This is a genomic window from Streptosporangium sp. NPDC050284 (assembly GCF_044459525.1).
In the GTDB taxonomy this organism is placed as follows: Bacteria; Actinomycetota; Actinomycetes; order Streptosporangiales; family Streptosporangiaceae; genus Streptosporangium.
Genome location: NZ_JBITIZ010000021.1, coordinates 26,000 through 51,295, shown reverse-complemented (window position 1 = coordinate 51,295; position 25,296 = coordinate 26,000). Strand labels below are relative to the sequence as shown.

At 71.3% G+C, this 25,296-nt stretch carries 23 protein-coding genes; 11 read left to right on the top strand and 12 right to left on the bottom strand.

All coding sequences use genetic code 11. The features are described 5' to 3' along the window. Position 1 precedes the first annotated feature (1 nt). Together ACIBH4_RS34530 and ACIBH4_RS34525 are read left to right on the top strand one after the other, a co-directional pair. Positions 2-337: an STAS domain-containing protein gene (locus ACIBH4_RS34530; RefSeq protein ID WP_362520087.1), complete on the top strand. Its 336-nt coding sequence runs from the start codon at positions 2-4 to the stop codon at positions 335-337. 104 nt (positions 338-441) lie between these two features. Continuing rightward, positions 442-1,218: a winged helix-turn-helix domain-containing protein gene (locus ACIBH4_RS34525; RefSeq protein WP_362520090.1), complete on the top strand. Its 777-nt coding sequence runs from the start codon at positions 442-444 to the stop codon at positions 1,216-1,218. Here ACIBH4_RS34525 and ACIBH4_RS34520 read toward each other — a convergent pair. Then, positions 1,193-3,409, bottom strand: coding sequence for an ATP-dependent RecD-like DNA helicase (locus tag ACIBH4_RS34520; RefSeq protein WP_362769290.1), 2,217 nt, complete (start codon positions 3,407-3,409; stop codon positions 1,193-1,195). The genes ACIBH4_RS34525 and ACIBH4_RS34520 overlap by 26 nt on opposite strands. 503 nt (positions 3,410-3,912) lie before the next feature. Here ACIBH4_RS34520 and ACIBH4_RS34515 point away from each other — a divergent pair. Both ACIBH4_RS34515 and ACIBH4_RS34510 read left to right on the top strand, forming a co-directional pair. Beyond that, positions 3,913-4,788, top strand: a complete 876-nt coding sequence (locus tag ACIBH4_RS34515) for a DUF4394 domain-containing protein (protein ID WP_362769287.1) — start codon at positions 3,913-3,915, stop codon at positions 4,786-4,788. A 389-nt stretch (positions 4,789-5,177) separates the two neighbouring features. Further along, positions 5,178-5,915 carry a sulfite exporter TauE/SafE family protein gene (locus ACIBH4_RS34510; RefSeq protein WP_362520099.1) on the top strand — a complete coding sequence of 246 codons (738 nt, stop codon included), beginning with the start codon at positions 5,178-5,180 and terminating at the stop codon, positions 5,913-5,915. Here ACIBH4_RS34510 and ACIBH4_RS34505 read toward each other — a convergent pair. From ACIBH4_RS34505 to ACIBH4_RS34495, 3 genes are all read right to left on the bottom strand, one after another. Next, positions 5,904-6,881, bottom strand: a complete 978-nt coding sequence (locus tag ACIBH4_RS34505; protein WP_362520102.1) for a hypothetical protein — start codon at positions 6,879-6,881, stop codon at positions 5,904-5,906. The two genes, ACIBH4_RS34510 and ACIBH4_RS34505, sit on opposite strands and share 12 nt — an antisense overlap. After that, positions 6,878-7,255, bottom strand: a complete 378-nt coding sequence (locus ACIBH4_RS34500) for a hypothetical protein (RefSeq protein ID WP_362520105.1) — start codon at positions 7,253-7,255, stop codon at positions 6,878-6,880. Before ACIBH4_RS34500 ends, ACIBH4_RS34505 begins: the two co-directional genes overlap by 4 nt. A gap of 390 nt (positions 7,256-7,645) precedes the next feature. After that, positions 7,646-8,416 carry an SDR family oxidoreductase gene (locus ACIBH4_RS34495; protein ID WP_362520108.1) on the bottom strand — a complete coding sequence of 257 codons (771 nt, stop codon included), beginning with the start codon at positions 8,414-8,416 and terminating at the stop codon, positions 7,646-7,648. Positions 8,417-8,636: 220 nt separating this feature from the next. On the opposite strand from ACIBH4_RS34495, the gene ACIBH4_RS34490 reads away from it, so the two are divergent. After that, positions 8,637-9,635 carry a LacI family DNA-binding transcriptional regulator gene (locus tag ACIBH4_RS34490; protein ID WP_362520111.1) on the top strand — a complete coding sequence of 333 codons (999 nt, stop codon included), beginning with the start codon at positions 8,637-8,639 and terminating at the stop codon, positions 9,633-9,635. Between the two features lie 16 nt (positions 9,636-9,651). Here the strand turns inward: ACIBH4_RS34490 and ACIBH4_RS34485 are convergent, their stop codons facing one another. Continuing rightward, positions 9,652-10,335, bottom strand: coding sequence for a TioE family transcriptional regulator (locus ACIBH4_RS34485; RefSeq protein ID WP_362520114.1), 684 nt, complete (start codon positions 10,333-10,335; stop codon positions 9,652-9,654). Positions 10,336-10,425: 90 nt separating this feature from the next. Between ACIBH4_RS34485 and ACIBH4_RS34480 the strand changes: the two genes are divergently transcribed. Then, positions 10,426-11,601: an erythromycin esterase family protein gene (locus ACIBH4_RS34480; RefSeq protein ID WP_362769284.1), complete on the top strand. Its 1,176-nt coding sequence runs from the start codon at positions 10,426-10,428 to the stop codon at positions 11,599-11,601. Between the two features lie 475 nt (positions 11,602-12,076). On the opposite strand, the gene ACIBH4_RS34475 is transcribed toward ACIBH4_RS34480, so the two are convergent. The 4 genes from ACIBH4_RS34475 to ACIBH4_RS34460 all read right to left on the bottom strand — a co-directional run bounded on the left by ACIBH4_RS34475 (position 12,077) and on the right by ACIBH4_RS34460 (position 14,635). Continuing rightward, the gene (locus ACIBH4_RS34475; RefSeq protein ID WP_362769281.1) at positions 12,077-12,910 is read right to left on the bottom strand and encodes an ABC transporter permease; all 834 of its coding nucleotides are present in this window, start codon (positions 12,908-12,910) and stop codon (positions 12,077-12,079) included. Continuing rightward, positions 12,907-13,800, bottom strand: coding sequence for an ABC transporter ATP-binding protein (locus ACIBH4_RS34470; RefSeq protein ID WP_362769278.1), 894 nt, complete (start codon positions 13,798-13,800; stop codon positions 12,907-12,909). Before ACIBH4_RS34470 ends, ACIBH4_RS34475 begins: the two co-directional genes overlap by 4 nt. A gap of 122 nt (positions 13,801-13,922) precedes the next feature. Next, positions 13,923-14,405 carry a Clp protease N-terminal domain-containing protein gene (locus ACIBH4_RS34465; protein ID WP_362769276.1) on the bottom strand — a complete coding sequence of 161 codons (483 nt, stop codon included), beginning with the start codon at positions 14,403-14,405 and terminating at the stop codon, positions 13,923-13,925. Continuing rightward, positions 14,402-14,635: a hypothetical protein gene (locus ACIBH4_RS34460; RefSeq protein ID WP_362520126.1), complete on the bottom strand. Its 234-nt coding sequence runs from the start codon at positions 14,633-14,635 to the stop codon at positions 14,402-14,404. The genes ACIBH4_RS34465 and ACIBH4_RS34460 overlap by 4 nt, the downstream gene beginning before the upstream one ends. 232 nt (positions 14,636-14,867) lie before the next feature. On the opposite strand from ACIBH4_RS34460, the gene ACIBH4_RS34455 reads away from it, so the two are divergent. Then, positions 14,868-15,431: a dihydrofolate reductase family protein gene (locus ACIBH4_RS34455; protein ID WP_362769273.1), complete on the top strand. Its 564-nt coding sequence runs from the start codon at positions 14,868-14,870 to the stop codon at positions 15,429-15,431. Between the two features lie 327 nt (positions 15,432-15,758). On the opposite strand, the gene ACIBH4_RS34450 is transcribed toward ACIBH4_RS34455, so the two are convergent. Beyond that, positions 15,759-16,763 (bottom strand): RNA polymerase subunit sigma-70, encoded by a 1,005-nt coding sequence (locus ACIBH4_RS34450; RefSeq protein ID WP_362769270.1) that lies wholly within the window; start codon positions 16,761-16,763, stop codon positions 15,759-15,761. 467 nt (positions 16,764-17,230) lie between these two features. Between ACIBH4_RS34450 and ACIBH4_RS34445 the strand changes: the two genes are divergently transcribed. The 3 genes from ACIBH4_RS34445 to ACIBH4_RS34435 all read left to right on the top strand — a co-directional run bounded on the left by ACIBH4_RS34445 (position 17,231) and on the right by ACIBH4_RS34435 (position 20,886). After that, positions 17,231-17,851, top strand: coding sequence for a TetR family transcriptional regulator (locus ACIBH4_RS34445; protein ID WP_362520130.1), 621 nt, complete (start codon positions 17,231-17,233; stop codon positions 17,849-17,851). Positions 17,852-17,959: 108 nt separating this feature from the next. Next, positions 17,960-19,459, top strand: coding sequence for an FAD-dependent monooxygenase (locus ACIBH4_RS34440; protein ID WP_362769267.1), 1,500 nt, complete (start codon positions 17,960-17,962; stop codon positions 19,457-19,459). 146 nt (positions 19,460-19,605) lie between these two features. After that, positions 19,606-20,886, top strand: coding sequence for a YibE/F family protein (locus ACIBH4_RS34435; RefSeq protein WP_362520134.1), 1,281 nt, complete (start codon positions 19,606-19,608; stop codon positions 20,884-20,886). Positions 20,887-21,034: 148 nt separating this feature from the next. Here ACIBH4_RS34435 and ACIBH4_RS34430 read toward each other — a convergent pair whose 3' ends face one another. Beyond that, positions 21,035-21,796, bottom strand: a complete 762-nt coding sequence (locus ACIBH4_RS34430) for an NAD(P)H-binding protein (RefSeq protein ID WP_362520136.1) — start codon at positions 21,794-21,796, stop codon at positions 21,035-21,037. Between the two features lie 105 nt (positions 21,797-21,901). On the opposite strand from ACIBH4_RS34430, the gene ACIBH4_RS34425 reads away from it, so the two are divergent. After that, entirely contained in the window at positions 21,902-22,792 is an 891-nt protein-coding gene (locus tag ACIBH4_RS34425; protein WP_362769264.1) for a sigma-70 family RNA polymerase sigma factor, read from the top strand. A gap of 85 nt (positions 22,793-22,877) precedes the next feature. Here ACIBH4_RS34425 and helR read toward each other — a convergent pair whose 3' ends face one another. After that, positions 22,878-25,028, bottom strand: a complete 2,151-nt coding sequence (gene helR / locus ACIBH4_RS34420) for an RNA polymerase recycling motor ATPase HelR (protein WP_362520142.1) — start codon at positions 25,026-25,028, stop codon at positions 22,878-22,880. Positions 25,029-25,296 lie beyond the last annotated feature (268 nt).

Here is a 25,296-nt window from a genome sequence, read left to right as displayed (position 1 = left end):
GATGTTCGACAAGACTCCGTTCCGTACCGAGGTGCGCACCACCGCTCCGGACACCACCCTGCTCGTCCTCAGCGGTGACCTCGACTACGACACGGCCCCTGAGCTCTTCGGTTTCGCGCGAGAGCTGCTGTCGGGACAGGTGCGCAACCTCGATCTGGACCTGTCGGGTCTGGAGTTCATCGACTCCTCGGGGGTGGCGGCGCTGATCAACGTCTACAACTCCGCGGGCGAGCACGACATCACCATGCGCATCGTCGCCCTCACCCCCTACCTGCGCCATCTGCTGCGGGTGACCGCCCTGGACCGGGTCTTTCGGCTTCCCCAGGAGCAGGAGTGAGCGCCGGCGGCCGCCACTAGAGCGCCGAAGGCTTTCGCGAAGACTTCGGCCGGCTTCGGCCGGCTTCGGCCGGCGCCGAAGTGGTGCCGGCCGATGATGGAGGCATGACGCCCACCATGACGCCGGGCGGCCCGGTGCCGCTGGCCGCGCTGGCCGCCCTGCTCGCCGACGCCACCCGCGCCACGTTCTGCCTGGCCCTGCTGGACGGGCGCGACTGGAGCGCCGGGGAGCTGGCCGCTCACGCCGGGGTCGCCGCCTCCACCGCCAGCGAGCACCTGTCGCGGCTCGTCGCCGGTGGGCTGCTGGCCGAACAGCGCCGGGGACGCCGGCGCTACGTGCGCCTGGCCGGGCCGCGGGTGGCCCAGCTCATCGAGGATCTGGCCTCCCACGCGGCCCACACCGGCCCCGGGGGCGCCGCCCGGCCCGCGACGCTGCGCGCCGTGAGCGCGGCCCGCGCACTGGCCGCGGCCCGCACCTGCTACGACCACCTGGCCGGGCGGCTCGGCGTGACGATCACCGACGCGCTCACCGCGCGCGGCCTGCTGCACCAGGACGCCGGGTTCGCGCTCAGCGACGAGGGATTGTCGTGGTTCGCCGTCGAGCTGGGGGCACCGCTACCCGGCGGCGGGCGCCGCCCACCGGCCCGGCCCTGCCTGGACTGGACCGAACGCCGCCCCCACCTGGCCGGCAGCGCCGGGGCCGTGCTGTGTGCGACCATGCTGGAGCGCGGCTGGGTCACCCGCATCGGCTCCGGGCGCGCCGTGGCCGTCACTCGCGCCGGGGGCGAGGCCCTGGAACGCCTGCTGGGCCTCACCGCCTGGGCGGGCGCCGCGGCGCCGCGGCCGCAGGAGATACTCAGCGAGCGCGCAGGCGGTGGGTGAGGCTGGTGTGGCGCCGCCCGGCGCCCCGGGTGCGTACCGCCTGGGCGAGCGCGCGGCGCGAGCCGACGATGACGACGAGCTTCTTGGCCCGGGTGATCGCGGTGTAGAGGAGGTTACGCTGCAGCATCATCCACGCGCTGGTCGACAGCGGGATGACCACCGCCGGGTACTCGCTGCCCTGGGAGCGGTGGATCGACACCGCGTAGGCGTGGGTCAGCTCGTCCAGCTCGTCGAAGGCGTACTCGACGTTCTCGTCCTCGTCGGTCAGCACGGTCAGCTTGTGCTCGTCGGGCCTGATGTCGACCACCGTGCCCACGGTGCCGTTGAACACCCCCGCCGCGCCTTTCTCATAGTTGTTGCGCAGCTGGGTGACCTTGTCGCCGACCCGGAAGACCCGCCCTCCGTAGCGGCGCTCGGGCATGCCCTCCCGAACGGGGGTGAGCGCCTCCTGCAGCGCGTTGTTGAGGTTGCCGGCCCCGGCCGGGCCCCGGTGCATCGGTGACAGGACCTGTACGTCGCGGCGCGGGTTGAGGCCGAACCGGCGCGGGATGCGGTTGGCGACCACGTCCACGGTCAGCGCCGCGATCTCCTCGGGCTCCTCGCAGGGAAACAGGAAGAAGTCCTTCATACCCTCCAGCGCCGGGGGCAGGCCGGTGTTGATGCGGTGGGCGTTGACGACCACCCCCGACTCCTGGGCCTGGCGGAAGATGTGGGTCAGCCGCACCCGGGGGATCTCCTGCTCGGCGGCGAGCAGGTCGCGCAGCACCTCGCCGGCGCCGACCGAGGGCAGCTGGTCGACGTCTCCGACGAAGAGCAGGTGCGTGCCCGGCGCCACGGCCTTGACCAGCTTGTTGGCCAGCAGCAGGTCCAGCATCGAGGCCTCGTCGACCACGACCAGGTCGGCGTCCAGGGGATTGTCGCGGTCGAAGGTGGCCTCCCCGCCGGGACGCAGCTGCAGCAGCCGGTGCACGGTGGTGGCCTCGTGGCCGGTCAGCTCCGCCAGGCGCTTGGCCGCCCTGCCGGTGGGCGCGGCCAAGATCACCTTGGCCTTCTTGGCGCGGGCCAGGGTGACGATGGAGCGCACGGTGAAGCTCTTGCCGCAGCCGGGGCCACCGGTCAGCACCGCGACCTTCTCGGTCAGCGCCAGCCGTACCGACTGGGCCTGCTCCTCGGCGAGATCGGCGCCGGTCTTGGTACGCAGCCACCTCAGCGCCGCGTCCCAGTCGACGCCGGCGAAGGCGCCCAGCCGATCGTGCTCGCAGGCCAGCAGGGAACGCAGCGCGCCGGCCAGGGACAGCTCGGCGCGGTGGAAGGGCACCAGGTAGACCGCGGGGACGCCGGTGTCACCGACCGGGACCTCCTCGCGGACCACGCCCTCCTCGGCGACCAGCTCCTCCAGGCAGCGGGCGGTGAGTTCGGCGGGAACCTCCAAGATCTTCACCGCGTCGCCGATGAGGTTGGGCGCCGGCAGGTAGCAGTGGCCGTCGTCGGCGGCCTGCGACAGGGTGTAGCGCAGACCCGCCTTGACGCGCTCGGGGCTGTCGTGCGGGATGCCCACGGCCTGGGCGATGGTGTCGGCGGTCTTGAAACCGATGCCCCACACGTCGTCGGCCAGCCGGTAGGGCTCGCTTTTGACGACGGTGATGGACTTGTCGCCGTACTGCTTGAAGATGCGGACCGCGATGGAGGTGGACACGCCGACCCCCTGCAGAAAGATCATCACCTCTTTGATGATCTTCTGTTCCTCCCAGGCGACGCCGATCATCTTGGTCCGCTTGGGGCCGAGCCCGGGAACCTCCACCAGCCGCTCGGGGGTGGTCTCGATGACCTCCAGGGTGTCGACGCCGAAGTGGTCGACGATCCGCTCGGCCATCTTCGGCCCGATGCCCTTGATCAGCCCGGAGCCCAGATAGCGGCGGATGCCCTGGATGGTGGCGGGCAGCACGGTGGCGTAGGACCACACCTCGAACTGCTTGCCGTACTTGGGGTGGGAGGCCCAGCGCCCGGTCAGCCGCAGCGACTCGCCCGGCTGGGCGCCCAGCAGCGGCCCGACCACGGTCAGCAGATCGGCACCGGAGCGGTCGGTGGCCACCCGGGCGATGGTGTAGCCCGTCTCCTCGTTGGCGTAGGTGATGCGCTCGAGCACGGCCGAGATCGATACGCCCGCGACTGCCCGTTGCTCCGGCTGCACGCCACCTCCTTCGCGCTGGATCGGCTGGATCCGCTCGCGCAAGTGTAGGGCAGCCTTCGCGGCCTGTTTCCCCGTCCTGACAGGGCCGCGCGAGGCCGGCCGGGAGGAAGCGGTCGGGGGCCGCCGGATCCACGGGAGAGGCCGGTGAAGCACGGGGGCGGGGTTTCGCGGGTTTCGGCAGGCTCGTCCGGGGGCGGGCGGGGTGGTTTGCCCGCCGATCCCCGACACGCCGGTGGCGGGCCGCGCCTTTCGCGTGCGCGCCGTCGCGACGTGTGATGAAGTCTTCGCGATCTGTGACGACCTGGTCGCCGAACAGGCCTGCGCCCTGGCAGCAGGCCGCGAAGGAGAGGCACATGCGAAGGACACTCGTCGCCGCCGTGGTGGCGCTGAGCACGGTGGCGGGCCCTGCGACAGGAGGTGCAACAGGAGCTGCGACAGGCCCTGCCGCAGGCCGTGCGCCAGACACTGTGACGGGCGCTGTGACGGGCGCTGTGACCGGCGCTGTGACCGGCGCTGCGTCGGGGACGGCCAGGCGCGGCCTCGACGTCATCGGGCTGACCGCCGACCGGCGTCTGGTGGGGTTCGAGATCCGCTCCCCCGGCCGTACCCGCGACCTTGGCAGGGTCCGCGGGCTCGTCGGCGACACCGCTCTGGTCGGCGTCGACTACCGGGTGCGCGACGGCAGGCTGTACGGCGTGGGTGACCAGGGCGGCGTCTACACGCTCAGCGGGCGGGCCAGGGCGGTCAAGGTCTCGCAGCTGAGCGTGCCGCTGAGCGGCGCCGACTTCGGCGTCGACTTCGACCCCGCCACCGACCGGCTGCGGGTGATCAGCGATACCGGGCAGAATCTGCGCCACAACCTCGACGATCCGCGGGGCGTTCCGGCGGCGGGGCAGACCGTGGCCGACGATCCGCTGACCCGCCCGCGGCCCGGGCCCGGGGCCGGCGCGCTCACCGCCTCGCAGGCCGGTTCCCCCAGCGGTCCGTCCCTGCCGCCGGCCGTCGCCGCAGTGGCCGCGACCGGCGTCTCGGGCGCCGGATACACCAACAACGACCTCAGCCCGGCCACCGCCGCGACGCTCTTCGTCGTGGACACCACGGCCGCCCGGGTGTTGCTGCAGTCCCCCGCCAACACGGGCGTGCTGGTGGCCATCGGCAACCTGCGGGTGGCCGCGACCGGCGCGGCGGGCTTGGACGTCCACAGCTCCCTGCGCAACGGCGTCACCGTCTCCAACAGCGCCTTCGCCGCGCTGAGGGTCGGCGGGCGCTACGGGTTCTACGGCATCAACCTGCTCACCGGCGCCGTCAACTACAACTACGGCCTCTTTCCCGCCGACCGGCAGGTGTTCGACATCGCCATCCGGCCCGACCGTGGCTGACAGACGCGCTGAGAGGCGCTGAGAGGCGCTCGTCCGACGGCCCGCTCGGGCCCGGCGAGCGCTACGGTCTGGGTTGCGGGGAACGTCCGAGCACACCGATCCGCAGGTCCGCGAGCTCATTCGCCGCGGTCGGAGCGCGCTGGGCGGGGAAGGGTTCGCCACGGCGTACGCGAAAGGCGGGGGGCCGGACGCGAAGACGGCCGTGACCGCGGCCGGCCCGGCCTCGGGGGTGTCCGGCACTGCGAGCGGGCAGTTCGATCACCGGAGCCGTCCGCGCCGCTGTGACCATTGGATATCTCGCTCAGCGCCCCCTTCTGCCGCCCTCGGTTGCCGCCCGTTGTACGGTCATCTGTGACTTCATATCCCCTTTCCTCCCGTCGGCGAGGCTGATGCCCTCCCTCGACGTCGTCCAGTGGGTGGTCCTGCTGGCCGCCCTGTTCCTGGTGGGCTTCTCCAAGACCGGTGTCTCCGGTACCGGGATGGTGGCGATCGCCCTGTTCGCGCTCGTGCTGCCGACCAAGCAGTCCACGGGCACACTGTTGCCGCTTCTGCTCGTCGGAGACCTGGTCGCGGTGGCCTCCTACCGGCGTCACGCCGACTGGCCGAGGCTGATCAGGCTGTTCCCATGGGTCGCCCTGGGCGTGGTCGCCGGGGCGGTGGTGGTGCACTGGGTCGACGACACGCAGATGAGACGGCTCATCGGGGCGATCCTGCTGGTGATCATCGCGGTGCACCTGTGGAACCGGCGCCGGGCGCCGCAGGACTCACTCGCCCACCGCCGCCCGGTGGCCGCCCTGACGGGCGTCTTCGCGGGTTTCGCCACCATGACGGCGAACGCGGCCGGCCCCATCATGGCCGTCTACCTTCTGGCGGCGGGCCTGCCGATGCTGGGCTTCTTGGGCACCAGCGCCTGGTTCTTCCTGACGATCAACGCCTTCAAGATGCCCTTCAGCGTCGCGCTGGGCCTCATCACCCCCTCCGGCCTCGTCTTCGCCGCGCTGGGCACCCCGGCGGTCCTGGCCGGGGCCGCGGCCGGGCGCGCGGTCATCAGCCGCATCGACCGCACCCTCTTCGAGTGGATCACGCTGGGGCTCACGCTGCTGGCCGCGGTACGCCTACTGCTGTGAGACGGTGTCGGCTTCGAGCCGGGCGAGGAAGTGGCCGAAGCCGCCCGGCGCCCGCGGGTCGCGGCGCGCCGAGGTCACCACACTCACCCCGGTGGTGCGCAGGACCCGCCGACCGGCCGCCTCCAGGGCACCGACCAGGGCCTGGTCCTCACCGGTCGCCACCGGGCCGAACCCGCCGACGGCCAGGTAGGCGGCGGCGGTGACGCCGAGGTTGGCGCCGTGCACGTGCGGATGCCACCGCGCGCCGTCGCCCCTCTTCGCGCCGGCGGCGTTCTTGCCGCTCGTCGGTGTCGTGCTCTCGCGCGTCAGGCTCGTCTGCGTCGCGGCGTACCTTTGGGCGTAGGCGAGGTGGAAGGGCGGCGGGTAGCCGGACCAGTCGGTGACCGTCACGGTGCCGACGACGGCCTCCCAGCCCTGGGCGGCGTGCCTGAGCTGGCGGCTGAGCCAGCAGGGCGGGACCAGGGTGTCGGCGTCGGTGGTGGCGACCCAGACGGTGGCCGGATCCAGGGCGCGGTGCACGTCACCGGGCCTGGCCCAGTGCCAGGCCCAGATCGGGTGGAAGTAGGGGCGCAGCCCCGCCGCGGCCGCGGCCCTGCCGGCTGCCTCGTGGTCGGAGTGCGCGTCCGCCTCCCACGGGGCCAGGCACACCTGGAAGCCGGCCGAGGCCTCCTTCAGCGCCTGGGTGAGTTCGGCCTCGCGGGCCGCGAGGCCGGTGTCCGGCATGCCCAGCCGCACGCCCGAGGCCGCCAGCAGTGACAGCAGCCCGCCCAGGCCCAGCACCTCGTCGTCGGGGTGGGCGGCGACCACCACCGCGCTGCGCCAGTTGTCGTAGGCGATCGCCGGGAGCGCGCCGAGTCCCGGCCAGGCGCGCCACTCGGACTCGGAGGTGCCCGGGGCGTCGATGGGATCGGGGGAAAGATCGCCCCGAACATCCCGCTCGGCGCCGTCGGTTCGTTCGGCGCTCACCATCCGGCTCCCTGCTCGGCGACGATCGCTCCCAGCGCGGCGAGGTCGCGTTCGGCGTGATGCTGGCGCAGGTAGACCGTGAGGTCGGCGACCCGGCGCCCGTGCGCGGCGTCGTGGCCGAGCGGCCCGGCGCCCAGCGCTCTGCCCACCCGTCCCATGACGTCGGTGGCCACGGCCTCCACCAGCGTCTTGAGGCGCAGGGAGCGCGTCCTGCCCGCGTTCTTGAGGTCGCGGGGGTCGGCGTCGATCTCGTCGGCCGCCTCCTCCAGGGCGGCCTTCGCGGTCCGCAGCGCCACGTCGACCGCGCCCAGGTGGGCCAGGGCGTGCGGGCCGACCTCCCGCTCGGCCGCGGCGGCCAGCAACGTCTCGGCCACGCCTTTGGCCCCTCCGTATCAGCACGCGGCGACGCCCGCGCCTCCCTGGTGGAAACCGGGCCTTCTCACATACCCCTCCACCGGCACCGGGCAGCGGAAGCTCCAGCCGTCCCGACTCCACCTCGGCGACGAATCCTCTTTCCACCTCGGCGCGCCAGGCAGCGCCATCCTGCCGTTCCCCGTCCATGACCCCGGCCCTACCTTGCCGGAAGCGTTCATATCATTCCTGGTGAAAGGGCCTGTTCTGCCTCGGCGTGATCGACGTCGTCCACGAAACCGGATCACCGCATCGGGGCGGTGGTCGCTGAGCGCCCAGCGGTCGGGCGACGAGGAGCCCTTCATCACCGGTGGCCGGCGTGGGCCCGCGCGACGGCCGCCGTTCGCCGAAAATCATGACTCGGGATCGTGTGCGAGCACCGACCGGCCGCCGTCGACGGGCACGGTCGCGCCGGTGATGAAGCCGGCGTCGGCCGAGAGCAGGTAGACGATCGCGGCCGCGACCTCCGCGGAGCGCGCCACCCTGCCCAGCGGGTGCAACAGCGCCATCTCCCGCTGGATGCGGGCGGCCGCCGCGGATCCCCGGGAGGCGAGGAAGCGCGCGTAGCGTTCGGTGTCCACCGAACCCGGCGCCACGACGTTGACGCGGATGCCGAGCGGCCCGTACTCGACCGCGAGCGCACGGGTCATCCCCTCGACGGCCGCCTTGGCCGTCACGTACGGCAGGCAGCCGGGGACCGCCCGGCGCGCCTGGTGTGAGGAGAGGTTGACGATCGCCCCCGGCGTGCGGGCCGCGAGAAAGCGGCGGATCGCGGTGGCGCAGCCGACGACGGCGGTGTCGAGGTTGGCCGCGATGAGCTCCAGCACCTGTGCGGTCGTGGCCGAGTGCAGGGAGGCGTCCCCGAACACGGCGGCGTTGTTGACCCAACCGGCGAGGGTGCCCGCGGCCTGCGCGGCGTCGGCGGCTCGCCGCGCCACGGTCTCGTCGGCCGCGTCACCGACCACACCCACCAGGCGTGCGCCGGCGAAATGGCCCTCCAGCCAGGTCAGGGCCGCCGGATCGCGCTCGACGGCGACCACGGTGGCGCCCTCGCCGAGCAGGCGCTCGACGACGGCCCTGCCGATGCCGCGGCCCCCTCCCGTCACCACGTACGAACGGCTCATGCCCTCTCCTTTGTCGTCGATGCGCTTGCTCGCCAAGACCCTCAACATCACGCGGACCTGTCCTGCGCCGCCCGGGCACCGGCCGCGCATCCGTTTCCTCACATGAGACGGGGTCGTCGGCGAAAATGTCAAATGCTTCTATCGAAGCACTTCGACGCCTTCGGATGCTTGATACGATTCCTGCCGACGGTGAGAGCGCGTCTTACGGAAGGAGCGACTCGTGGCGGCCAGAACGACCATCTACGACGTCGCCACCGCGGCGGGCGTCAGCATCTCCACCGTCTCACTCGCCCTCAACTCCCCGGCGCGGGTCAGCCAGGAGACCAGGCGCAAGGTCCTCCAGGCCGCGGACGCGCTCGGCTTCGTGCCCAAGCAGGACGCGATCGCCAAGGCGCGGCGCGGCGTGGGGCGCATCGGCGTCATCGCGCCGTTCACCTCCTATCCGTCGGTCGCCCGGCGCCTGAACGGCATCCTGCGGGCCGTGGGCCACCGGCCCCTGGAAACCGTCCTGTTCGACCAGGAGTCGGCCGCGCAGAGCTCCTCCCCCCTGCTCGCCAGCCTGCCCATCACCGGACGTCTGGACGGGCTCATCGTCGTCAGTCTCACCCTGGACGAAGCGGTGGCCGACCGCCTGAGCGGTATGCGGCTGCCGACGGTGCTGATAGACGTCCGCCACCCCCGCTTCGACTCCGTGCACACCGACGACAGCACCGGCGGCCGGCTGGTGGCCGAACACCTGATCAGCCGTGGTCACCGACGGTTCGGCTTCCTCGGCGAGACGCAGAGATCCAGCCTGTACCTCTCGCCGTCACAGCAGCGCCTTGCCGGCTACCGCTCGGCCCTGGCCGAAGCGGGCCACCTTCTCCTCGACGGCGACGTGCGGCTGGCCGGACACGGCGTCGCACCGGCCCGTGCCGCCGCCAAGGAGCTGTTGTCGGCGCCGGATCGCCCTTCGGCCGTCTTCGCCGCCGACGACACCCTCGCGGCGGGAACGCTGAGGGCCGCCCGCGACCTCGGTCTCACCGTCCCCGAGGACCTGGCGGTGGTCGGCTTCGACGACAGCGACCTGGCCGAGGCCCTGGAACTCACCACCGTGCGTCAGCCCTTGGAGGAGTCCGGCCGTGCCGCGATGGAACTTCTCATCCAACGCCTCGACCAGCCCGGCGCCGCCCGCGAGATGGCGCTGCGGCTGCAGCTGATCCTCCGTGACACGAGCTGACCCCCCCAAGCCGCCCTCAGGCGTCGAGGGCCTGCAGATAGGCGTCCAGGCCGGCGGCGCCCTTGAGCATGGCGCGGCCCCGGGCCGACAGGCGGGCGCGCCAGTCGCGCAGAGTCGACTCCAGCGGGGCGACGCCTCCGGCGGAGCGGACCTGGGCGATCAGCGGGGCGATCTGCTCCAGCAGGTAGCCGCCCCGCCGCAGCTGGTGGACCAGCCGGACGTCGCGCACGTCGGCCGGGCTGTAGACCCGGTAGCCCGTCCGCGCGTCACGGCGCGGCTTGACCAGGCCGGCGTTCTCCCATTTGCGCAAGGTGGCGGGGCGGATGCCGAGCCTCCTGGCCAGGGGGCCGATGAAGGTGTCGCCGTGCTCCGGCGGCACAGGCGCCAGGTCACCCAGGGCCGCCTCGACGGCCTGCAGGGTGCGGCGGTCCTCCAGGAGCTGGCCGTGGCTGTCGTCGATGACCCGCAGCGCCTCCTCGGTGGCACCCCGGTTGACCGCCCGCATGATCGACGTGGCCCGCTGGTGGCCGTGCCCGCGCACCAGGGCGAGGAACGCGCGCAGGGCTTGGGCGTGCAACGGCGTGTAGGTGCGATAGCCGTGGACGCTGCGTCCGGCGGCGGGCAGGATGCCGGCCTCCTCGTAGTTTCTGATCGCCTGGGTGGACAGACCGTGCTCTCGCGCCAGGTCCACCGGCCTCATGAATACACCATCGTTTGAAGGTCCATCGCGACAACAGCGGGTAATTCCCGCAAAAGTTTACACCGAGTGTTCAACGATACCGTTTAAGGTATGGATATCAAGGACACGGCCCGGCCGCTCGACGGCGCGGGCGTCTCGGCGTTCCTGCGCTCGCTCGCCGCCCAGCCCCTGCTGCTCGGCCTGGGCGAGGCCAGGCACTTCGTGGGGGAGCTGGGCGAGCTGCGCAACGAGATCTTCCGGCATCTGGCCGAGCACGAGGGATATCGGTCGTTCGCCATCGAGAGCGACTGCCTTAAGGGCCTTGTGGTGGACGACTACGTCACCACGGGCGCGGGCATGCTCGACGACGTCATGGAACGCGGCTTCAGCCACAACTTCGGCGCCTTCGCGGCCAACCGCGAACTCGTGCGCTGGATGCGCGCCCACAACGAGCAGCACGAGGAAAAGCTTCGGTTCTTCGGCTTCGACGGCCCGCTGGAGTACTGGGCCGAGAGCCCGTGCCAGGCGCTCAGCGCCCTGTACGCCCTCCTGGAGGGCCCGCTCCCCTGCAGCGTGGAAACCCTGGAGGCGCTGCTGGGCCCGGACGAGCGGTGGACGAACGAGGCCACGGTGATGGACCCGTCCCAGTCGATCGGCCAGTCCGCCGACGCCCGGCGGCTGCGGCTGCTCGCCGACGACCTGGTGGCGCTGCTCGACATCCAGGCACCCGGGCTGAGCCGGCACGACAGGGAACGGGCGGCGCTGTACGGGCGCACCGCCGTCGGCCTGCTGCGCTACCACCACTGGATGGCCGACACCTCCCCGGCCCGGATAGCCAGGCTGTCGGGTCTGCGGGATGCGATGATGGCCGCCAACCTGCGCGCCGTCGCCGAGAGTGGCCCGGCCCTGGTCTTCGCCCACAACCTTCACCTGCAGCGCGACAAGAGCCTCATGTCGCTCGGCGACCAGCAGCTGGAGTGGTGGAGCGCGGGGGCGATCACCGAGGCGCACCTGGGCGACCGGTACGCCTTCCTGGCCTCGGCCTTCGGCGCGTTCGGCGACGACACCCCGCCCCCGGACACCGTCGAGGGCATCTTGTCCGAGCTCCCGTGGGACCACTCTCTCATCGACGCCCGCAGCCTGGCCGAGACCCTCACGAAGCCCGTCCCGCGCGTCTCCCCCGATTTCGCCTATTTCCCGCTGGACCCTGCCCGGCTCGGCAGAATCGACGGCGTCGTCTTCCTCAAACAGACCGTCACGCCGGACGACAGGGAATGGAAGCGCTGACCCGGCGGCGCCTGATACGGCCTGTCAGTAAGGATCTTGTTATCTGGTACACGCGACAGTTCTGATCGATCAGAACCCAAACTCTGTCCGGTTCCCTGCCGTGATCGTCGCAGGTCAAAGTCCTGATGACAGCGTGTACGCCAATGCGGCCACAGACCCCGCCTCGCTGCCCCAGCCGAAACCGAGCTCTGGTCGCTCGACGCACAAACCCTGCGGGACCTGGGACGACGGCGTCGGAATGTACTTCATTGCAGCACTCTTACCGACAGACCGAGTATGGCCGACGCTTGCCACCGGTCAAGTCCGCGCCCTGGCTGACGCTCGGTCGGCGGACTGGACAGTCGGCCGAGCGCCGGCCGGACAGGCCCTCGGGGGACGAGCCGGGGACCGGGGGACGGACGTGGGGCGTCCCGCGATCGCCGGCAACATCACGTCCCGGGCCAGGTCCGGCGCCAGGGATCGACGGTCATGGCCTTCACCCGATCCGCTGCAGGGCACGCTCACGGCGTGCCGCCACCGTCGAGCCGGATTCCCCGCGTGCCATCCGCCGCAGCACGACCGGCGCCATGAACAGGCCGAGCAGCGCCCAGGCGCCCAGCACTCCGGCGGTCTCCAGGTGTCGCCAGGACGCGCCGATCTCGACGGCGACTGCCGCGTCCGGCAGCAGGGCTGAGCGCATGCCGAGCCCCATCCAGTAGATGGGGAAGATCTGAGCGATCCACTGCAGCCACTCGGGCAGTGCGGTGATCGGGTAGAAGATGCCGGAGATGCCGATCACGGCGAGGAATGGCAGCTGGACCAGCCCTTGGGCGCGGGCGGTGGTGAACATCGAGCCCAGGACCGCGCCGATGGGCAGGGTCGCGAGCAGGCCGAGCGCCAGTACCCAGGCCAGACCGGGCCAGGATTCCGGGCCGATCCGCAGGCCCTCGACGAGGAGCACGGCGGGCACGAGGAAGATCACCAGGTCGGCGAGCAGGCCGCCGGACACCGAGATCACCTTGCCGATCAGGTAGGCGGGCATCCCGTGCGGGGTCGCCTTGGCACGCAGCAGCGTGCCGTCCTCGCGGTCGGCGGTGAGCTGCTGGCTCATGCCGATCATGCCGGTCGCGGCGTTCATGCCGAGGATGCCGGGTAAGGCCACGGCGCCGAGCAGGAGAGCGCCGACCGGCAGGTCCCGGATGAAGAACAGCGTGGCCACCATCAGGGCGGGCCACAGGAAGTGGGAGAACAGCTCGGCGCCGTTGGTGAACGACTGCCGCAGCTCGATCAGGCCCCGGGACCAGCCCGCGCGCAGTACGGTCGCGTTCATCGGGCCACCTCCTCGGCCTCGCGCACCAGTGCCAGGTACGTCTGCTCCAGCGAGGCCCGGTGAACCTCCAGCTCCTGGACGTCGTCGCTGTAGCGGGCGAACAGCTCGCGGGCGAACGCGGTCGAGTCGGGCGGCCGCTCGACGTACCGCCGCCCATCGCGCACCCAGCGCACCTCGTCCTCGCCGGCGATCCGCCGTGCCAGCTCGGCGGCGGTGCCGTCGGCGACGATCCGGCCGCCGTTCAGTACGAGGATGCGGTCGGCCAGCTTCTCGGCCTCGTCCAGGTCGTGGGTGGTGAGCAGGACGGTGGTCTCGCGGGCATCGGCCAGGTCGCGCACGAGAGCATGGAAGTCGGACCTGGCCTGCGGGTCGAAGCCGGTGGTCGGCTCGTCGAGGAACAGCACCTCGGGGCGCCCCACGAGGCCGATCGCCACGTCGAGCCTGCGCCGCTGGCCGCCCGACAGTGTCTTGAGCTTCTTGCCGGCGTGCTCGGTCAGGCCGACTTTCTCGATCAGCTCGTCGGGGTCCCAGGGCCGCGAGATCCCGGGGACGGCGTAGGGGGCGTAGTAGGTGCCGAGGTGGGCGAGGAACTCGCGTACCCGCCATTTGCCGTGGTCGCGCCAGGACTGCAGCACGATCCCGAGCCTGGCCCGCCACTGCTCGTCGCCGTGCGCGGGATCGGCGCTGAGCACCGAGACCCGGCCCTGCGACCGGACGCGGAAGCCCTCCAGTATCTCGATCGTGGTGGTCTTGCCCGCGCCGTTCGGCCCCAGCAAGGCCAGAACCTCGCCGTGGCGGGCCTGGAACGTGACGTCGTGCAGGACGTCGAGCGAACCGTAGCGCATGCGCAGCCCGTCGACGTTGAGCACGACGTCGTTGCTCTTCGTCATGAGATGACCTCTCTTCGTGATCGGATGCCCTCGTGGCGGAGCACATGCCGGCGCAAGCCCGGCACGAGGGCATGGCGCATCGCGGCCCGAACCGGGCCGGAGCGTGGGGACAGGGGTGCTGGTTACCAGTTTTCGCGCGCGAGCGTCTCCTGGAGGAGATCCATCAGGCCGGCCCGGTCGAGGCCGGCCAGGGCGAGCGCGCGCGGCACGGTACCGACGTCGGCGCTCAGGACGCCGAGCAGCAGATGGGCAGGACGCAGGTCCTTCTTGCCCTTGGCGGCGGCGAAGCCGCGTTCGAGCGCGAGCCGGGCGGAGGCGCCGGGCTTCGGATGATCCTTGGGGTCGCGGAAGGGTTTCGGAAGGTCGTAGGAGGCGAGGGACACCCCGACCGCGTTGAGGCTGTGCTCGAACTCCCGGTCCAGCGCGTCCCTGATGGCCTGCCGCCCGAGCCCCGCCGCCGTCAGCACGCGGTGCGCGGCGGTGCCCTCGACGGCGGCGATGGCCAGCAGGAGGTGGTGGGCCTCGGTGGTGGCGGAGTTTTCCTCCCGCGCCTCGGCCGCTCCCCGCACGATGATGTCATTGATGTAGTGGTCGATCGTGCTCACTGTCGTCTCCTCAGCGTCACGCCGGCGGCGATGAGCCGCTTGGCGTGCTTCTTGTGGACCGCCTGGCGGGTGACGCCGAGCGCCTCGGCGACCTCCGGCCAGCCCCACCCGGCGCGCATGGCCTGCTCCACGGCGGCGTCCTCGAGCTGGTCGGCCAGGCGCCGCAGCGCTGCGACCGCCGCGAGCGCGTCGGCGGGATCCTGGGGTACGGGTACGTCTTCTGCCGGCATGCAAGCAACCTTAGTTGACTATCCTGAGAATAGTCAACCGTGGTTGCTTGGGTGCGCCGCTGCCCGTACGAGGGTGAAGTCGAGATCCGGCGGGTAGTGCTCGAGCCCAGCCGAGTACGCCGTGCCGAGTCCGGAACACGAGGACTACCTGCGGACGCAGATCGCGCACCGATTAGGTTTCCGCGCCGTGCCCGTCTGTACGTGTGAGATCGACTCACGAGAGGCTGGCACGATGCGGAAACTGATCTTCGGCATGAACCTGAGCCTGGACGGCTACATCGCCGCGCCCGGCGACGACCTCGGCTGGAGCGTACCGAGCGACGAGCTGTTCCAGCGGTGGTCCGACCGGGTGGGGGCGACCGGCCTGGCGCTGTACGGGCGCAAGCTGTGGGAGACGATGAGCTCCCATTGGCCGACCGCCGACCAGCGGCCTGGCGCCACCCCGGCGGAGATCGAGTTCGCCCGCCGCTGGCGGGACATGCCGAAGGCGGTGTTCTCCTCGACGATCGACAAGGTCGACTGGAACACCCGCCTGGTCACCGGCGACGCGGTCGCCGAGATCACCCGGCTCAAGGCCGAAGACGGCGGCCCGATGGACATCTGCGGCGCCACACTTGCCGCAGCGGCCATGCGGGCCGGGCTGATCGACGAGTACGTGCTGGTTACCCACCCGGTCCTGGTGGGCGGCGGCACGCCGTTCTTTACGGCCCTGGACAGCTGGGTGAACCTGAACCTGATGGAGAGGCGGACGTTTCCCGGCGGCGTGGTGCTGACCCGATACGAGACGAGGCGATGAGCGCGGGCCAGATGCTCGGCTCGTGAGGCCAGGTCGAAATCCTTCCTGGCGTGCTCACCGTGACCCTCGGCCACGAGGGAACCTTCCCCGGGCCCTTCCCTTGCGTTGCGAGTGAGCTGTTGACCGACTTGCTGGAGATGAGGACGACGGCGTCGTTGATCGTGACGATGTTCTTTCGGGAATGAAGATGCCCCGCCGACAACGCCGGCGGGGCGGTGGTGTTCGCGTTGTCGCGTTGGTGTTCAGCTGGTCGGGGTGCTCATTTCGCGGTGACTTCGGTGACGGCGGCCCGTGCGCTGGACTCGTCGACGATGGGGACTCGTCTGATTACAGTGTCGGGGGCAGGCCCAGCCATGGTTTGTCGGTGGCGTCGAATCCGGTGAGCTCGGCGATCTTCCCGTCGACGATGTGCAGGACCGCGATGGTGAACAGCCGGTACTCCGGGTCGTCGGGGGTGCGGAGGTACAGCGCGGCGGCAGGCATGCGGTTGACCGTCGTGGTGATACAGCGCCAGTCGTCGTAGCCGCGCTGGAAGAGCCCATTGGAGACCCAGCCGTCCACCGCGTCCTTGGCCGTCATGATCAAGATGCCCGGCTCGGGCGGCATCGCGAAGCGCAGGTCGTAGCGCAGCAGGGACACCAGCCCGTCGAGGTCGTTGCGCTCATGGGCGTCGATATACGACTTCACCACGCCGCGCTCGTCATTCGACAGCTCTTGGGTGGGGCTCCGCCAGTCGAGGCGGCGGTCGGGCAGCTGCTCGCGCATCGTCACACGGGCCCGCTGCAGTGCGCTGGTCACCGATGCGACGGTCAGCTCGAGGGCGTCGGCGGCTTTCGACGCCGGCCAGCCGAGGACGTCGCGCAGGATGAACACCGCCCGCTGCCGCGGCGGCAGGTGCTGGACGGCGACGATGAACGCCAGCTCGATCGTCTCCCGCGCCACTACCGATTCCTGCGGGTCCTCCGGAAGCATCCGGTCCGGGTAGGGCTGCAGGTAGCGCACTTCCGAGTCCGCGCCCGGCAGCTCGGCAGGCACGGGTGTGCGGTCGTTGCGCTTGTCCAGGAAGTCGAGGCAGGCGTTCGTCGCGATCCGGTACAGCCAGGTCCGCAGGGCCGCGTGGCCCTTGAACGACTCCCGCTTGTTCCACGCTCGCAGGAACGTCTCCTGCGTCATGTCCTGGGCATCCTCGTAGTTCGCGAGCATCCGGTAGCAGTGCACCTGCAGCTCACGCCGGTGGCGCTCGGTCAGGAGCGCGAACCGCGCGGTATCCTCCGCGCGGACCGCCGCGATGAACGTGGCCTCGTCGGCGCCCAGCCGTCTGGCGTCGGTCATGGTCATCAATCCTTCCACCGGTGCGAGGGCTTACAGAACTGACGACGTGGCGGAGGATTTCTGATCGGTGAAGCCGCTGACATCGGGCCGTTCGCCAGGCGGATGGGTCGGGGTCGATCCAGGAAACGTGCTCCGGGTCGAGTACACCCTCGATGTCGAGGTGGGGCCAGCACGGCTAAGCGTTGTTTTTCGGCGCCCGCTATTTAGGGGCGGCAAAGGCACCCAGCGCCGACTAGACGGCATCGAGGCCCGGCGCGGTACCTGGACACCCGGCGCCGACGAACTCGCAAACCGCATGACCGCCCGGTGATCGTGCCGCCTGGACGGTCGGATCATCGCTGGTCAGCACCATATCCGCCCGATTTTCGGCGAGTACTACGGGGACCCCGGCACCGCGCCACCCGGTGGCAACTTTTTTGCGTGTCACGCATATTTGCGTGACGCGCAACTAGTGCTAGTGTGGCGGTATGACGGGGCTGCGAGAGCGCAAGAAGGCCGAGACGCGGGCGGCGCTCGGCTGGGCCGCGATCCACCTCACCGTGGAGCGTGGCTACGACAACGTCCGCGTCGAGGACATCGCCGAGGCGGCCGGTGTCTCCCCGCGCACCTTCAACAACTACTTCTCCAGCAAGGCCGAGGCGATCGCCTCCCGCCACCTCGACCGCAGCCTGCGCACCGCCGCCGCGTTGCGCGAACGCCCCGCCGATGAGCCGCTGTGGGCTGCGCTCACCGGGGCCGCGCTGGAGCAGTTCACGCGCGGCCCCGAGGTCGAGGCGATGCCCTCCCCCGCACACACCCAGTGGGTGACCGGCGTACGCACCATGCTCGCCGAGCCCGCGCTGCAGGGCGAGCGACTGCGCGCGGTCGCGATCGCCGAGGCCGAGCTGGCCGCCGCGGTCGCCGAGCGCACCGGCACCGACCTCGCCACCGACATGTATCCGAGGCTCGTCGCGGCCGCGGCCAGCGCCGCCATCGCCGTCGCCATGCGGCACTATCTCGACAGCGCCGACCCGCCCACCCCGATCGAGCGCCTCATCACCGACGCCTTCACCCAGGTCGCCGCCGGCCTCCCGGCGCCGCTCCGCTAAAGCCCACACTCCTCACCCACCTCCCCAGCCGCGTCACACCCCCGCGGCGGGCCGGCCGCGTGCCGCGCCTGCCGTGGCGATGACGCACGCCCAGAAAGGAACACGATCATGATCGATGTCCTCATCGCCGGAGCCGGCCCCAACGGCCTCATGCTCGCCTGCGAACTGGCCCTCGCCGGCGTCCACCCCGTCGTCCTCGAACGCCACGCCGCGCCCACCGGCGAGTCCCGCGCCAACGGCCTCGTCGGGCAGGTCGTCCGCCTGCTCGACCGGCGCGGCCTCTACGCGCGGCTCAGCGGCGAGAGCACTCCGCCGTTACCCCAGCCGGCCTTCACCTTCGGCGCGTTCCCGCTCGATCTCACGATGCTCGCGCAGAACCCGCACTACGTGCTCGGCGTGCCGCAAGCCCAGCTCGAGGCCGCCCTCGCCGCCCGGGCCGCCGAGCTCGGAGTCGACCTGCGCCGCGGTCACGAGGTCGTCGACCTGTGCCAACACCCCGACACGGTCGAGGTTCGCCTTGCCGACGGCAGGCGGCTCACCTCCCGTTTCCTCGTCGGCGCCGACGGCGGCCGCAGCACGGTGCGCCGCCTGGCCGGCATCGACTTCCCCGGCCTCACCAACGACCGGTCGATCTCCCGCACCGCCACCGTGACCGTCCCGGACTCCTTCCTCGACCCCGAGACCGGCGGCCTGCGGGTCCCCGGCTACGGTGTCGTCCCGCCGTTCCAGCACACCCGCACCGCGCGCGGCCTCATCGCCTGGGCCCCGTTCCCCGGCCGCCCGGCGATCCTGAGCACGCATGAGTGGCCCGACGCGCCGGCGAGCGAGGAGACCCCGATGAACCTGGCGGAGCTACGCGCCAGCGTCGCCCGGGTGCTCGGCGCCGACATCCCCATCGGTGCGCCCGACGGTCCCGGTCTGCTGCGGCGGCTGACCGGCGGCAACACCCGCATCGCCGCCCGCTACCGCGCCGGCCGGGTGCTGCTGGTCGGTGACGCCGCGCACGTGCACCCCGCGATGGGCGGCCCCGGCCTCAACCTGGGCCTGCAGGACGCCGTCAACCTGGGGTGGAAGCTCGCGGCCACGGTGCGCGGCTGGGCACCGCAGGGCCTGCTCGACACCTACGAGACCGAGCGCCGCCCCGTCGCCGAACGGGTCGTCATGTCCACCCAGGCACAGGCGGCGCTCATCGGCCCCGGCGACGAGATCACCGGCCTGCGGGAACTCTTCGCCGAACTGCTGCGCAAGCCGGAGGTGACCGGGCACATCGCGGCGCTGATGTCCGGCGCGGACACCCACTACCCCGCCGACCCCGCCGACCCGTTGGCCGGCCGCTGCGCCCCCGACGTGGTCGTGCACGGTGAGCACGGCCCGAAACGCCTCGCCGAACTGACCCGTGCCGCCCGGCCGCTGCTGCTGGACTCCACGGGCGCCTACGCCGGGGTCACCGCGCCATGGCGGGACCGGGTCGACGTGGTCACCGGCCCACTGCAGGGCACGACCGCGACCGCGTTGCTCGTGCGCCCCGACTGCTTCGTCGCCTGGTCCGCCGGGGACACCGGCACGCTGCGCGCTGCGCTCACCCACCACTTCGGCCTTCCGCGATGACCAGAAAGCGCCGTCCATCAGGATAAACGCGCAGGACACTCACGTTCGCGGCCCTCACCGGTTCTGTTGAGCCGCCACGGCGCCACGGTCACCTCCCAGGTGCGGTACTTTCGCCTTTACCGTCCCTGAGGAGAGCTTTTTCGACCATGGGTGCCAACCACTCGCACGGCCCGGCCGCCCCCAGCTCCCGTGGCACGGTGTGGGCGACGCTGGCCGTCATCGTCCCCCTGGCGCTGGCCACGCTGATCGCCCTGATCTGGATGTGGCCCGCAGAGCTCACCTCCAGCGGGCAGCAACCGGCCGGCCTGCAACGGGTGACCGGGACGATCACCGCCATCACCCTCACCCCGTGTCCGCAGGAGCCGCCCGCCGACGGGCAACCCTCTGGCGAGCAGCGGCCGGTCGACCCCGCCACCTGCGGCGACGCCAAGGTCGAGCTGACCAGCGGGCCCGAGGCCGGCCACTTCGTCACCAGCGGCCTTCCCAGCGGGCCCGGCTCGCAGAGGTTCGCCGCGGGCGACGACGTGATCCTGGTCCACACCCCCGGCGGTGACGGTGAGCTGGAGGTGCCGCCGTACCAGATCTCCGACCACGACCGCTCCTCGCCGCTGTGGCTGGCCGGTGTCGCGTTCGCCGCGGCGGTGATCGCTTTTGGCCGCTGGCGCGGGGTGATGGCGCTGATCGGACTGGCCGTCACCTTCGTGCTGCTCCTGCTGTTCGTCATCCCGGCGATCCTGACCGGGCAGCAGCCGCTGCTGGTCGCCATCGTCGGCGCCGCGGCGATCATGCTCGCGGTGCTCTATCTCACCCACGGCTTCACCGTCCCCACCTCGATGGCCGTGGTCGGCACCCTGGTCAGCCTCAGCCTGACCGGCGTGCTGTCGTACGCGGCCATCGGCCTCGCCCAGCTCAACGGGATCACCGACGAGAGCTCGTTCTACCTGGACGTCAGCTACCGGATCAACACCGAGGGCCTGCTGCTGGCCAGCATCATCATCGGCTCGCTCGGTGTGCTGGACGACGTCACCGTCACCCAGGCCGCCACCGTCACCGAACTCTCGCACGCCAACCCCGGCTACACCTTCGCCCAGCTGTACCGGGCCGCCGCCCGGGTCGGCCGCGCCCACATCGCCTCGGTGATCAACACGATCATCCTCGCCTACGCCGGTGCCTCCCTGCCGCTGCTCCTGCTGGTCAGCGTCGGAGACCAGCCCATCGGCGAGGTGGTGACCAACCCGGTCATCGCCACCGAGATCGTCCGCAGCGTGGTGGGCACCCTGGGGCTCATCGCGGCCGTCCCGATCACCACGGCCCTGGCCGCGCTGGCCAGCGCCCGGCGGGCCGCCCCCGAGCACCGGCCGCCCCCGGCGGCACGCCACCGCCGCCGGACGGAGGACCCCCTCACCGGCTCCATCCCCCACTCCTAGCGACCCGGTCACCGCAGTCGCTCCGTGCACGCGGGCCGCCCCGAGGCGGCCGGCGTCCCGGCCGACCAGCAGGACGACCGGCAGCGCGGGTGGCAGGGAGCCGGACATCCCGAAAGCCGCGCGTGTCACGGACGAAGACGCCGACGCGCTAGCGCACCCGCTCCGCCAGGAACTCCTCCCAGGTCCGCCTGCCCACATCGGCGCCGTCCAGCGACAGGTTCTCCCCGGCCCGATAGGCCCTGCCGGCCTTCCCCGGCATCCGCATCGGCATCATCATCCGGCGCTTGCCGCGCGCCCGCAGGTAGCCGCCGACCAGCTCCCCCATCCCGTACACCGTGGGTCCCGCGAGGTCGGGGACCAGGCCGGCCGGCCGCCCCAGCGTCAGCTGCACCAGCCGGGCCGCCACCTCGCGCGAGTCGACCGGCTGGAAGCGCAGCCCGCCAGGGACCGGGACCACCGGCATCTTGCCCATCTTCTCCGCGATCTTCAGGACGAGGTCGTGGAACTGGGCCGCGCGCAGCATCGTCCACGGAATGCCGGAGTCCATCACCGCCCGCTCCGCCTCCAGCTGGGTCTTGAACCAGCCCAGCGGCATCGTGTTCGCCCCGATCACCGAGATGTACACGACGTGCCGCACGCCGGCCTTCGAAGCGGCGCCCATCAGGTTCCACGTCGCCTTGTCGTCCCCCTTGCTGCCGCCCGCCAGGTGCAGGACGGTCTCGACGCCCTTCACCGCGGGCTCGACCCCCTCGCCCTTGAGCAGGTCGGCGGAGAAGTGCTCGACGCCGTTGCCGGGGCCGTGATCACGGCGGCTCAGGGTCCGTACCTCGCGGCCGACCTCCCGCAGCAGGGGGACGACGTGGCCGCCGAGCGTGCCTGTGCCGCCGGTGACCAGGATGGGTGCCGTCATGACTTCTCCAGTGTTCGTTCGGCCGGGAGTCGACCTCCCGGTACTTTCGGCTGGTGTTTTTCGGATTTACTGCTTTGACCCCCGGCGGCGAAGGAATGTGACACGGTGGACGAAAGCGAATGGCTGGCAGGGCGCTTCGAGGAGCATCGGCCCCATCTGCGGTCGGTGGGCTACCGGATGCTCGGCTCGCTCAGCGAGGCCGACGACGCCGTGCAGGAAGCCTGGCTGCGCGTCAGCCGCGCAGGAGCCGGCGACGTGGAGAACCTCGGCGGGTGGCTGACCACGGTGGTGGCGCGGGTGTGCCTGAACATGCTGCGCGCGCGCGAGCATCGGCGTGAGGAACCCATCGACGCACAGGTGGCCGGCACGCTCATCGGCCGGCAGGCCGGGGCCGACCCCGAGCGGGAGGTGTTGATGGCCGACTCGGTCGGGGTGGCGCTGCTGGTGGTGCTCGACACGCTGACACCGGCCGAACGTCTCGCCTTCGTGCTGCACGACATGTTCGCCGTGCCGTTCGAGGAGATCGCCCCGATGCTCGAGCGGTCGCCGGCAGCGACCAGACAGCTCGCGAGCCGCGCCCGCCGCCGGGTCAAAGGGGCACCTGCGGCCCCCGACGCCGACCTGACCCGTCGGCGCCGGGTCGTCGACGCCTTCCTGGCCGCCACGCGCGGAGGGGATTTCGAGGCGCTGGTCGCCCTGCTCCATCCCGACGTGGTGCTCCGGGCCGACAGAGCGGTCATCCCCACCCCCGAGCCCTTCGTGGTCCGCGGGTCCCGTTCCGTGGCCGAGGGAGCGATGGCCGCGATGGAACGGGCCTGGTTCACCGGACCCGCCCTGGTCGACGGGGCGATCGGGCTCGCGATGGCCCCGTACGGCCATCTGCGCCTGGTAATCGGCTTCACGATCACCGAGGACGGGATCACCGAGATCGACGTGATCGCGGAGCCGGACCGCCTTCGCCGGATCGACCTCGCCGTGCCCGAGCCCGACGCCTGACCTCCGCCGGCCCCGCGCCGGACACGGCGGAGGGTCCGGCCGGGGCGCGGGAGATCCCCCGCGCCCCGGCCGGACAGGGCGCTGATCAGGGTGTTGAGAGGATGACGAGCCGCTGGGTCGCCCGGGTCATCGCGACATAGCGGTCGACCGCTCCTTCGACACCCGTGCCGAACGCCTCCGGGTCGACGAGGACGACCAGGTCGAACTCCAGCCCCTTCGACAACTCCGGGGTCAGCGACCGGACGCGAGAGGTCGCCCGGAACGTGGGGTCACCGATGACGCAGGCGATCCCCTCGGCATGCTCGGCGAGCCAGGCCTCAAGGACCGAGTCCAGCTCCGAGACGGATCCGTGGACGACGGGGACAGCGCCGCCGCGGATGGAGGTCGGCACGTTGGCGTCCGGGAGCACGGCCCGGATGACCGGCTCGGCCTCCGCCATGATCTCCTTCGGCGTCCGGTAGTTGATGGTCAGGGAGGCCAGGTTGATCCGGTCGAGCCCGACACGCTCAAGCCGTTCGCTCCACGACTCGGTGAACCCGCCCCTGGCCTGGGCACGGTCCCCGACGATGGTGAAGCTTCGCGAGGGGCAGCGCAGCAGCAACATCTGCCACTGCGCGTCGGTGAGTTCCTGGGCCTCGTCCACCACGATGTGCGCGAACGGGCCGGCGAGCAGGTCCGGTTCGAAGGTGGGCAACTCGGACTCGTCGACCAGATTTCGCTGAAGGTCCGCGCGGCGCAGCTGCGTCACGAGCCCTTCACCGTCGTCGTCGGCCTCGATCAGGTTGTCGACGACCTGGGCCATGCGCTCGCGCTGGGCGGCGAGAGCGGCTTCCTGCCGGCGCCTGCGTCGTGACGTCTCCGGGTCGCCGAGGCGTTGGCGCGCAGCGTCCAGGAACGGCAGGTCCGACACCGTCCAGGCCTGGGCGTCGGCGCGCTGCAGTCGCCGGACGTCCTCAAGGCCGAGCCAGGGAGCGCACATCCGCAGGTAGGCCGGCACCGACCACAGGTCTCCGACGAGGTCGGCCGCATCCAGCAGTGGCCACGCGCGATTGAAGGTCGTGAGCAGTTCCTCGTCTCGCAGCAGCGATCTGCGCAGCAGGTCGGCCGAGACCTCGCCGTCGTGCTTGTCGATCAGGATCCTGAGCAGCTCCTCCCAGATCTGGTCGCGTGCCTCGTTGTGCGAGGTACCGGGTTCGGCCGCCCCGAACGCCTCGGCCCAATCGTCGGGGCCCAGCCAGATGTCGGACCAGTGGGTCGTGACCGTCATCCCCTTGGCGGGCGGGTTCTCGTAGAACCTGACGGCCGGCTCGATCGCCTTCAGCAGGTCCGCGGACGACTTCAGACGGGCCACCCGCGGATCGGTCTCGACCGTCGCGGCGGCTCCCTCGGCGACGAGGTCTCGCAGGGTGCAGGTTCGCACGCCCTCCTCTCCGAGACTGGGCAGGACGTCGGCGACATAGGCCAGATAGGGCTGGTGCGGGCCGACGAACAACACGCCGCCCCGGTGGTGACCGAGGCGGGGATCGGAGTAGAGCAGGTAGGCCGAGCGGTGCAGGGCGACGACGGTCTTGCCCGTCCCCGGACCGCCGTCGACGACGAGAGCCCCGCGAGATCCCGCGCGGATGATGGCGTCCTGGTCGGCCTGGATGGTGCCGAGCACGTCTCGCATCCGGGCCGATCGGTCACCGCCCAGGCTGGCGATGAAGGCGGACTGGTCGTCAAGGGCCGCGTGGTGTCCTGCGAATCCCTCCGGGGTGAACACCTCGTCCCAGTAGTCGCTGATCCGGCCGCGGCTCCAGCGGTACCTGCGGCGGCTCGCGAGCCCCATCGGGTTGGCGTGGGTCGCTCCGAAGAACGGCTCGGCCGCGGGAGATCGCCAGTCGAGCAGCAGACGGCGGCCCGCGCTGTCGGTGAGGCCGAGCCGTCCGATGTACACGGGTTCGGAATCGTCCGCGCCGACCATGTGTCCAAGACACAGGTCCAGACCGAAGCGACGCAGCGTACGCAGACGAGCCGACAGCCGATGGATCTCCAGGTCCCGGTCCAGCGCCTGCCGGCCTTTGCCGCCGGGCGCCCTGCGCTCGGCGTCGAGGCGGCCGGACAGGTCGGCGATCGTGTGCTCAAGGCTTTGTGCGATGGCCACGAAGTGCCGTTCGTCACCGGCGATCAGCGCCGGGTCGGCCTTGGGAGCGAGGTGAGCGGGAAGGTCGAACGCGCTGGTGGTCAGCGGGTTCACGTCATCGTCTCCGATCCGAGGTGGACGAGGGGCCTTCCCGGCCCCCTCATACGTCGGCGGCAACACACTCACTTCGCATCCCCCGTTTCCGCAGGTTCCGGCTTCGGCCGACGATTCTGCGGCATGACCCGGGTCTTGTGGCAAGCCCCCCGGTGCGCTATACGTTAAGAGTGGAAAGGTGTGGATACTCCCCTTTCCCCATCGTCCGCCGTGGACGGACGAGACCCTCGCGAAGCGCCGCGTCGCGTACGTCGTCACCGTGCCCCCC

Coding starts and splice junctions, on each gene's coding strand:
- ACIBH4_RS34530 (WP_362520087.1), top strand. CDS start 2: ATGTTCGACAAGACTCCGTTCCGTACCGAGGTGCGCACCACCGCTCCG.
- ACIBH4_RS34525 (WP_362520090.1), top strand. CDS start 442: ATGACGCCCACCATGACGCCGGGCGGCCCGGTGCCGCTGGCCGCGCTG.
- ACIBH4_RS34510 (WP_362520099.1), top strand. CDS start 5,178: ATGCCCTCCCTCGACGTCGTCCAGTGGGTGGTCCTGCTGGCCGCCCTG.
- ACIBH4_RS34495 (WP_362520108.1), bottom strand. CDS start 8,416: ATGAGCCGTTCGTACGTGGTGACGGGAGGGGGCCGCGGCATCGGCAGG.
- ACIBH4_RS34485 (WP_362520114.1), bottom strand. CDS start 10,335: ATGAGGCCGGTGGACCTGGCGCGAGAGCACGGTCTGTCCACCCAGGCG.
- ACIBH4_RS34480 (WP_362769284.1), top strand. CDS start 10,426: ATGGATATCAAGGACACGGCCCGGCCGCTCGACGGCGCGGGCGTCTCG.
- ACIBH4_RS34475 (WP_362769281.1), bottom strand. CDS start 12,910: ATGAACGCGACCGTACTGCGCGCGGGCTGGTCCCGGGGCCTGATCGAG.
- ACIBH4_RS34470 (WP_362769278.1), bottom strand. CDS start 13,800: ATGACGAAGAGCAACGACGTCGTGCTCAACGTCGACGGGCTGCGCATG.
- ACIBH4_RS34460 (WP_362520126.1), bottom strand. CDS start 14,635: ATGCCGGCAGAAGACGTACCCGTACCCCAGGATCCCGCCGACGCGCTC.
- ACIBH4_RS34455 (WP_362769273.1), top strand. CDS start 14,868: ATGCGGAAACTGATCTTCGGCATGAACCTGAGCCTGGACGGCTACATC.
- ACIBH4_RS34450 (WP_362769270.1), bottom strand. CDS start 16,763: ATGACCGACGCCAGACGGCTGGGCGCCGACGAGGCCACGTTCATCGCG.
- ACIBH4_RS34445 (WP_362520130.1), top strand. CDS start 17,231: ATGACGGGGCTGCGAGAGCGCAAGAAGGCCGAGACGCGGGCGGCGCTC.
- ACIBH4_RS34440 (WP_362769267.1), top strand. CDS start 17,960: ATGATCGATGTCCTCATCGCCGGAGCCGGCCCCAACGGCCTCATGCTC.
- ACIBH4_RS34435 (WP_362520134.1), top strand. CDS start 19,606: ATGGGTGCCAACCACTCGCACGGCCCGGCCGCCCCCAGCTCCCGTGGC.
- ACIBH4_RS34430 (WP_362520136.1), bottom strand. CDS start 21,796: ATGACGGCACCCATCCTGGTCACCGGCGGCACAGGCACGCTCGGCGGC.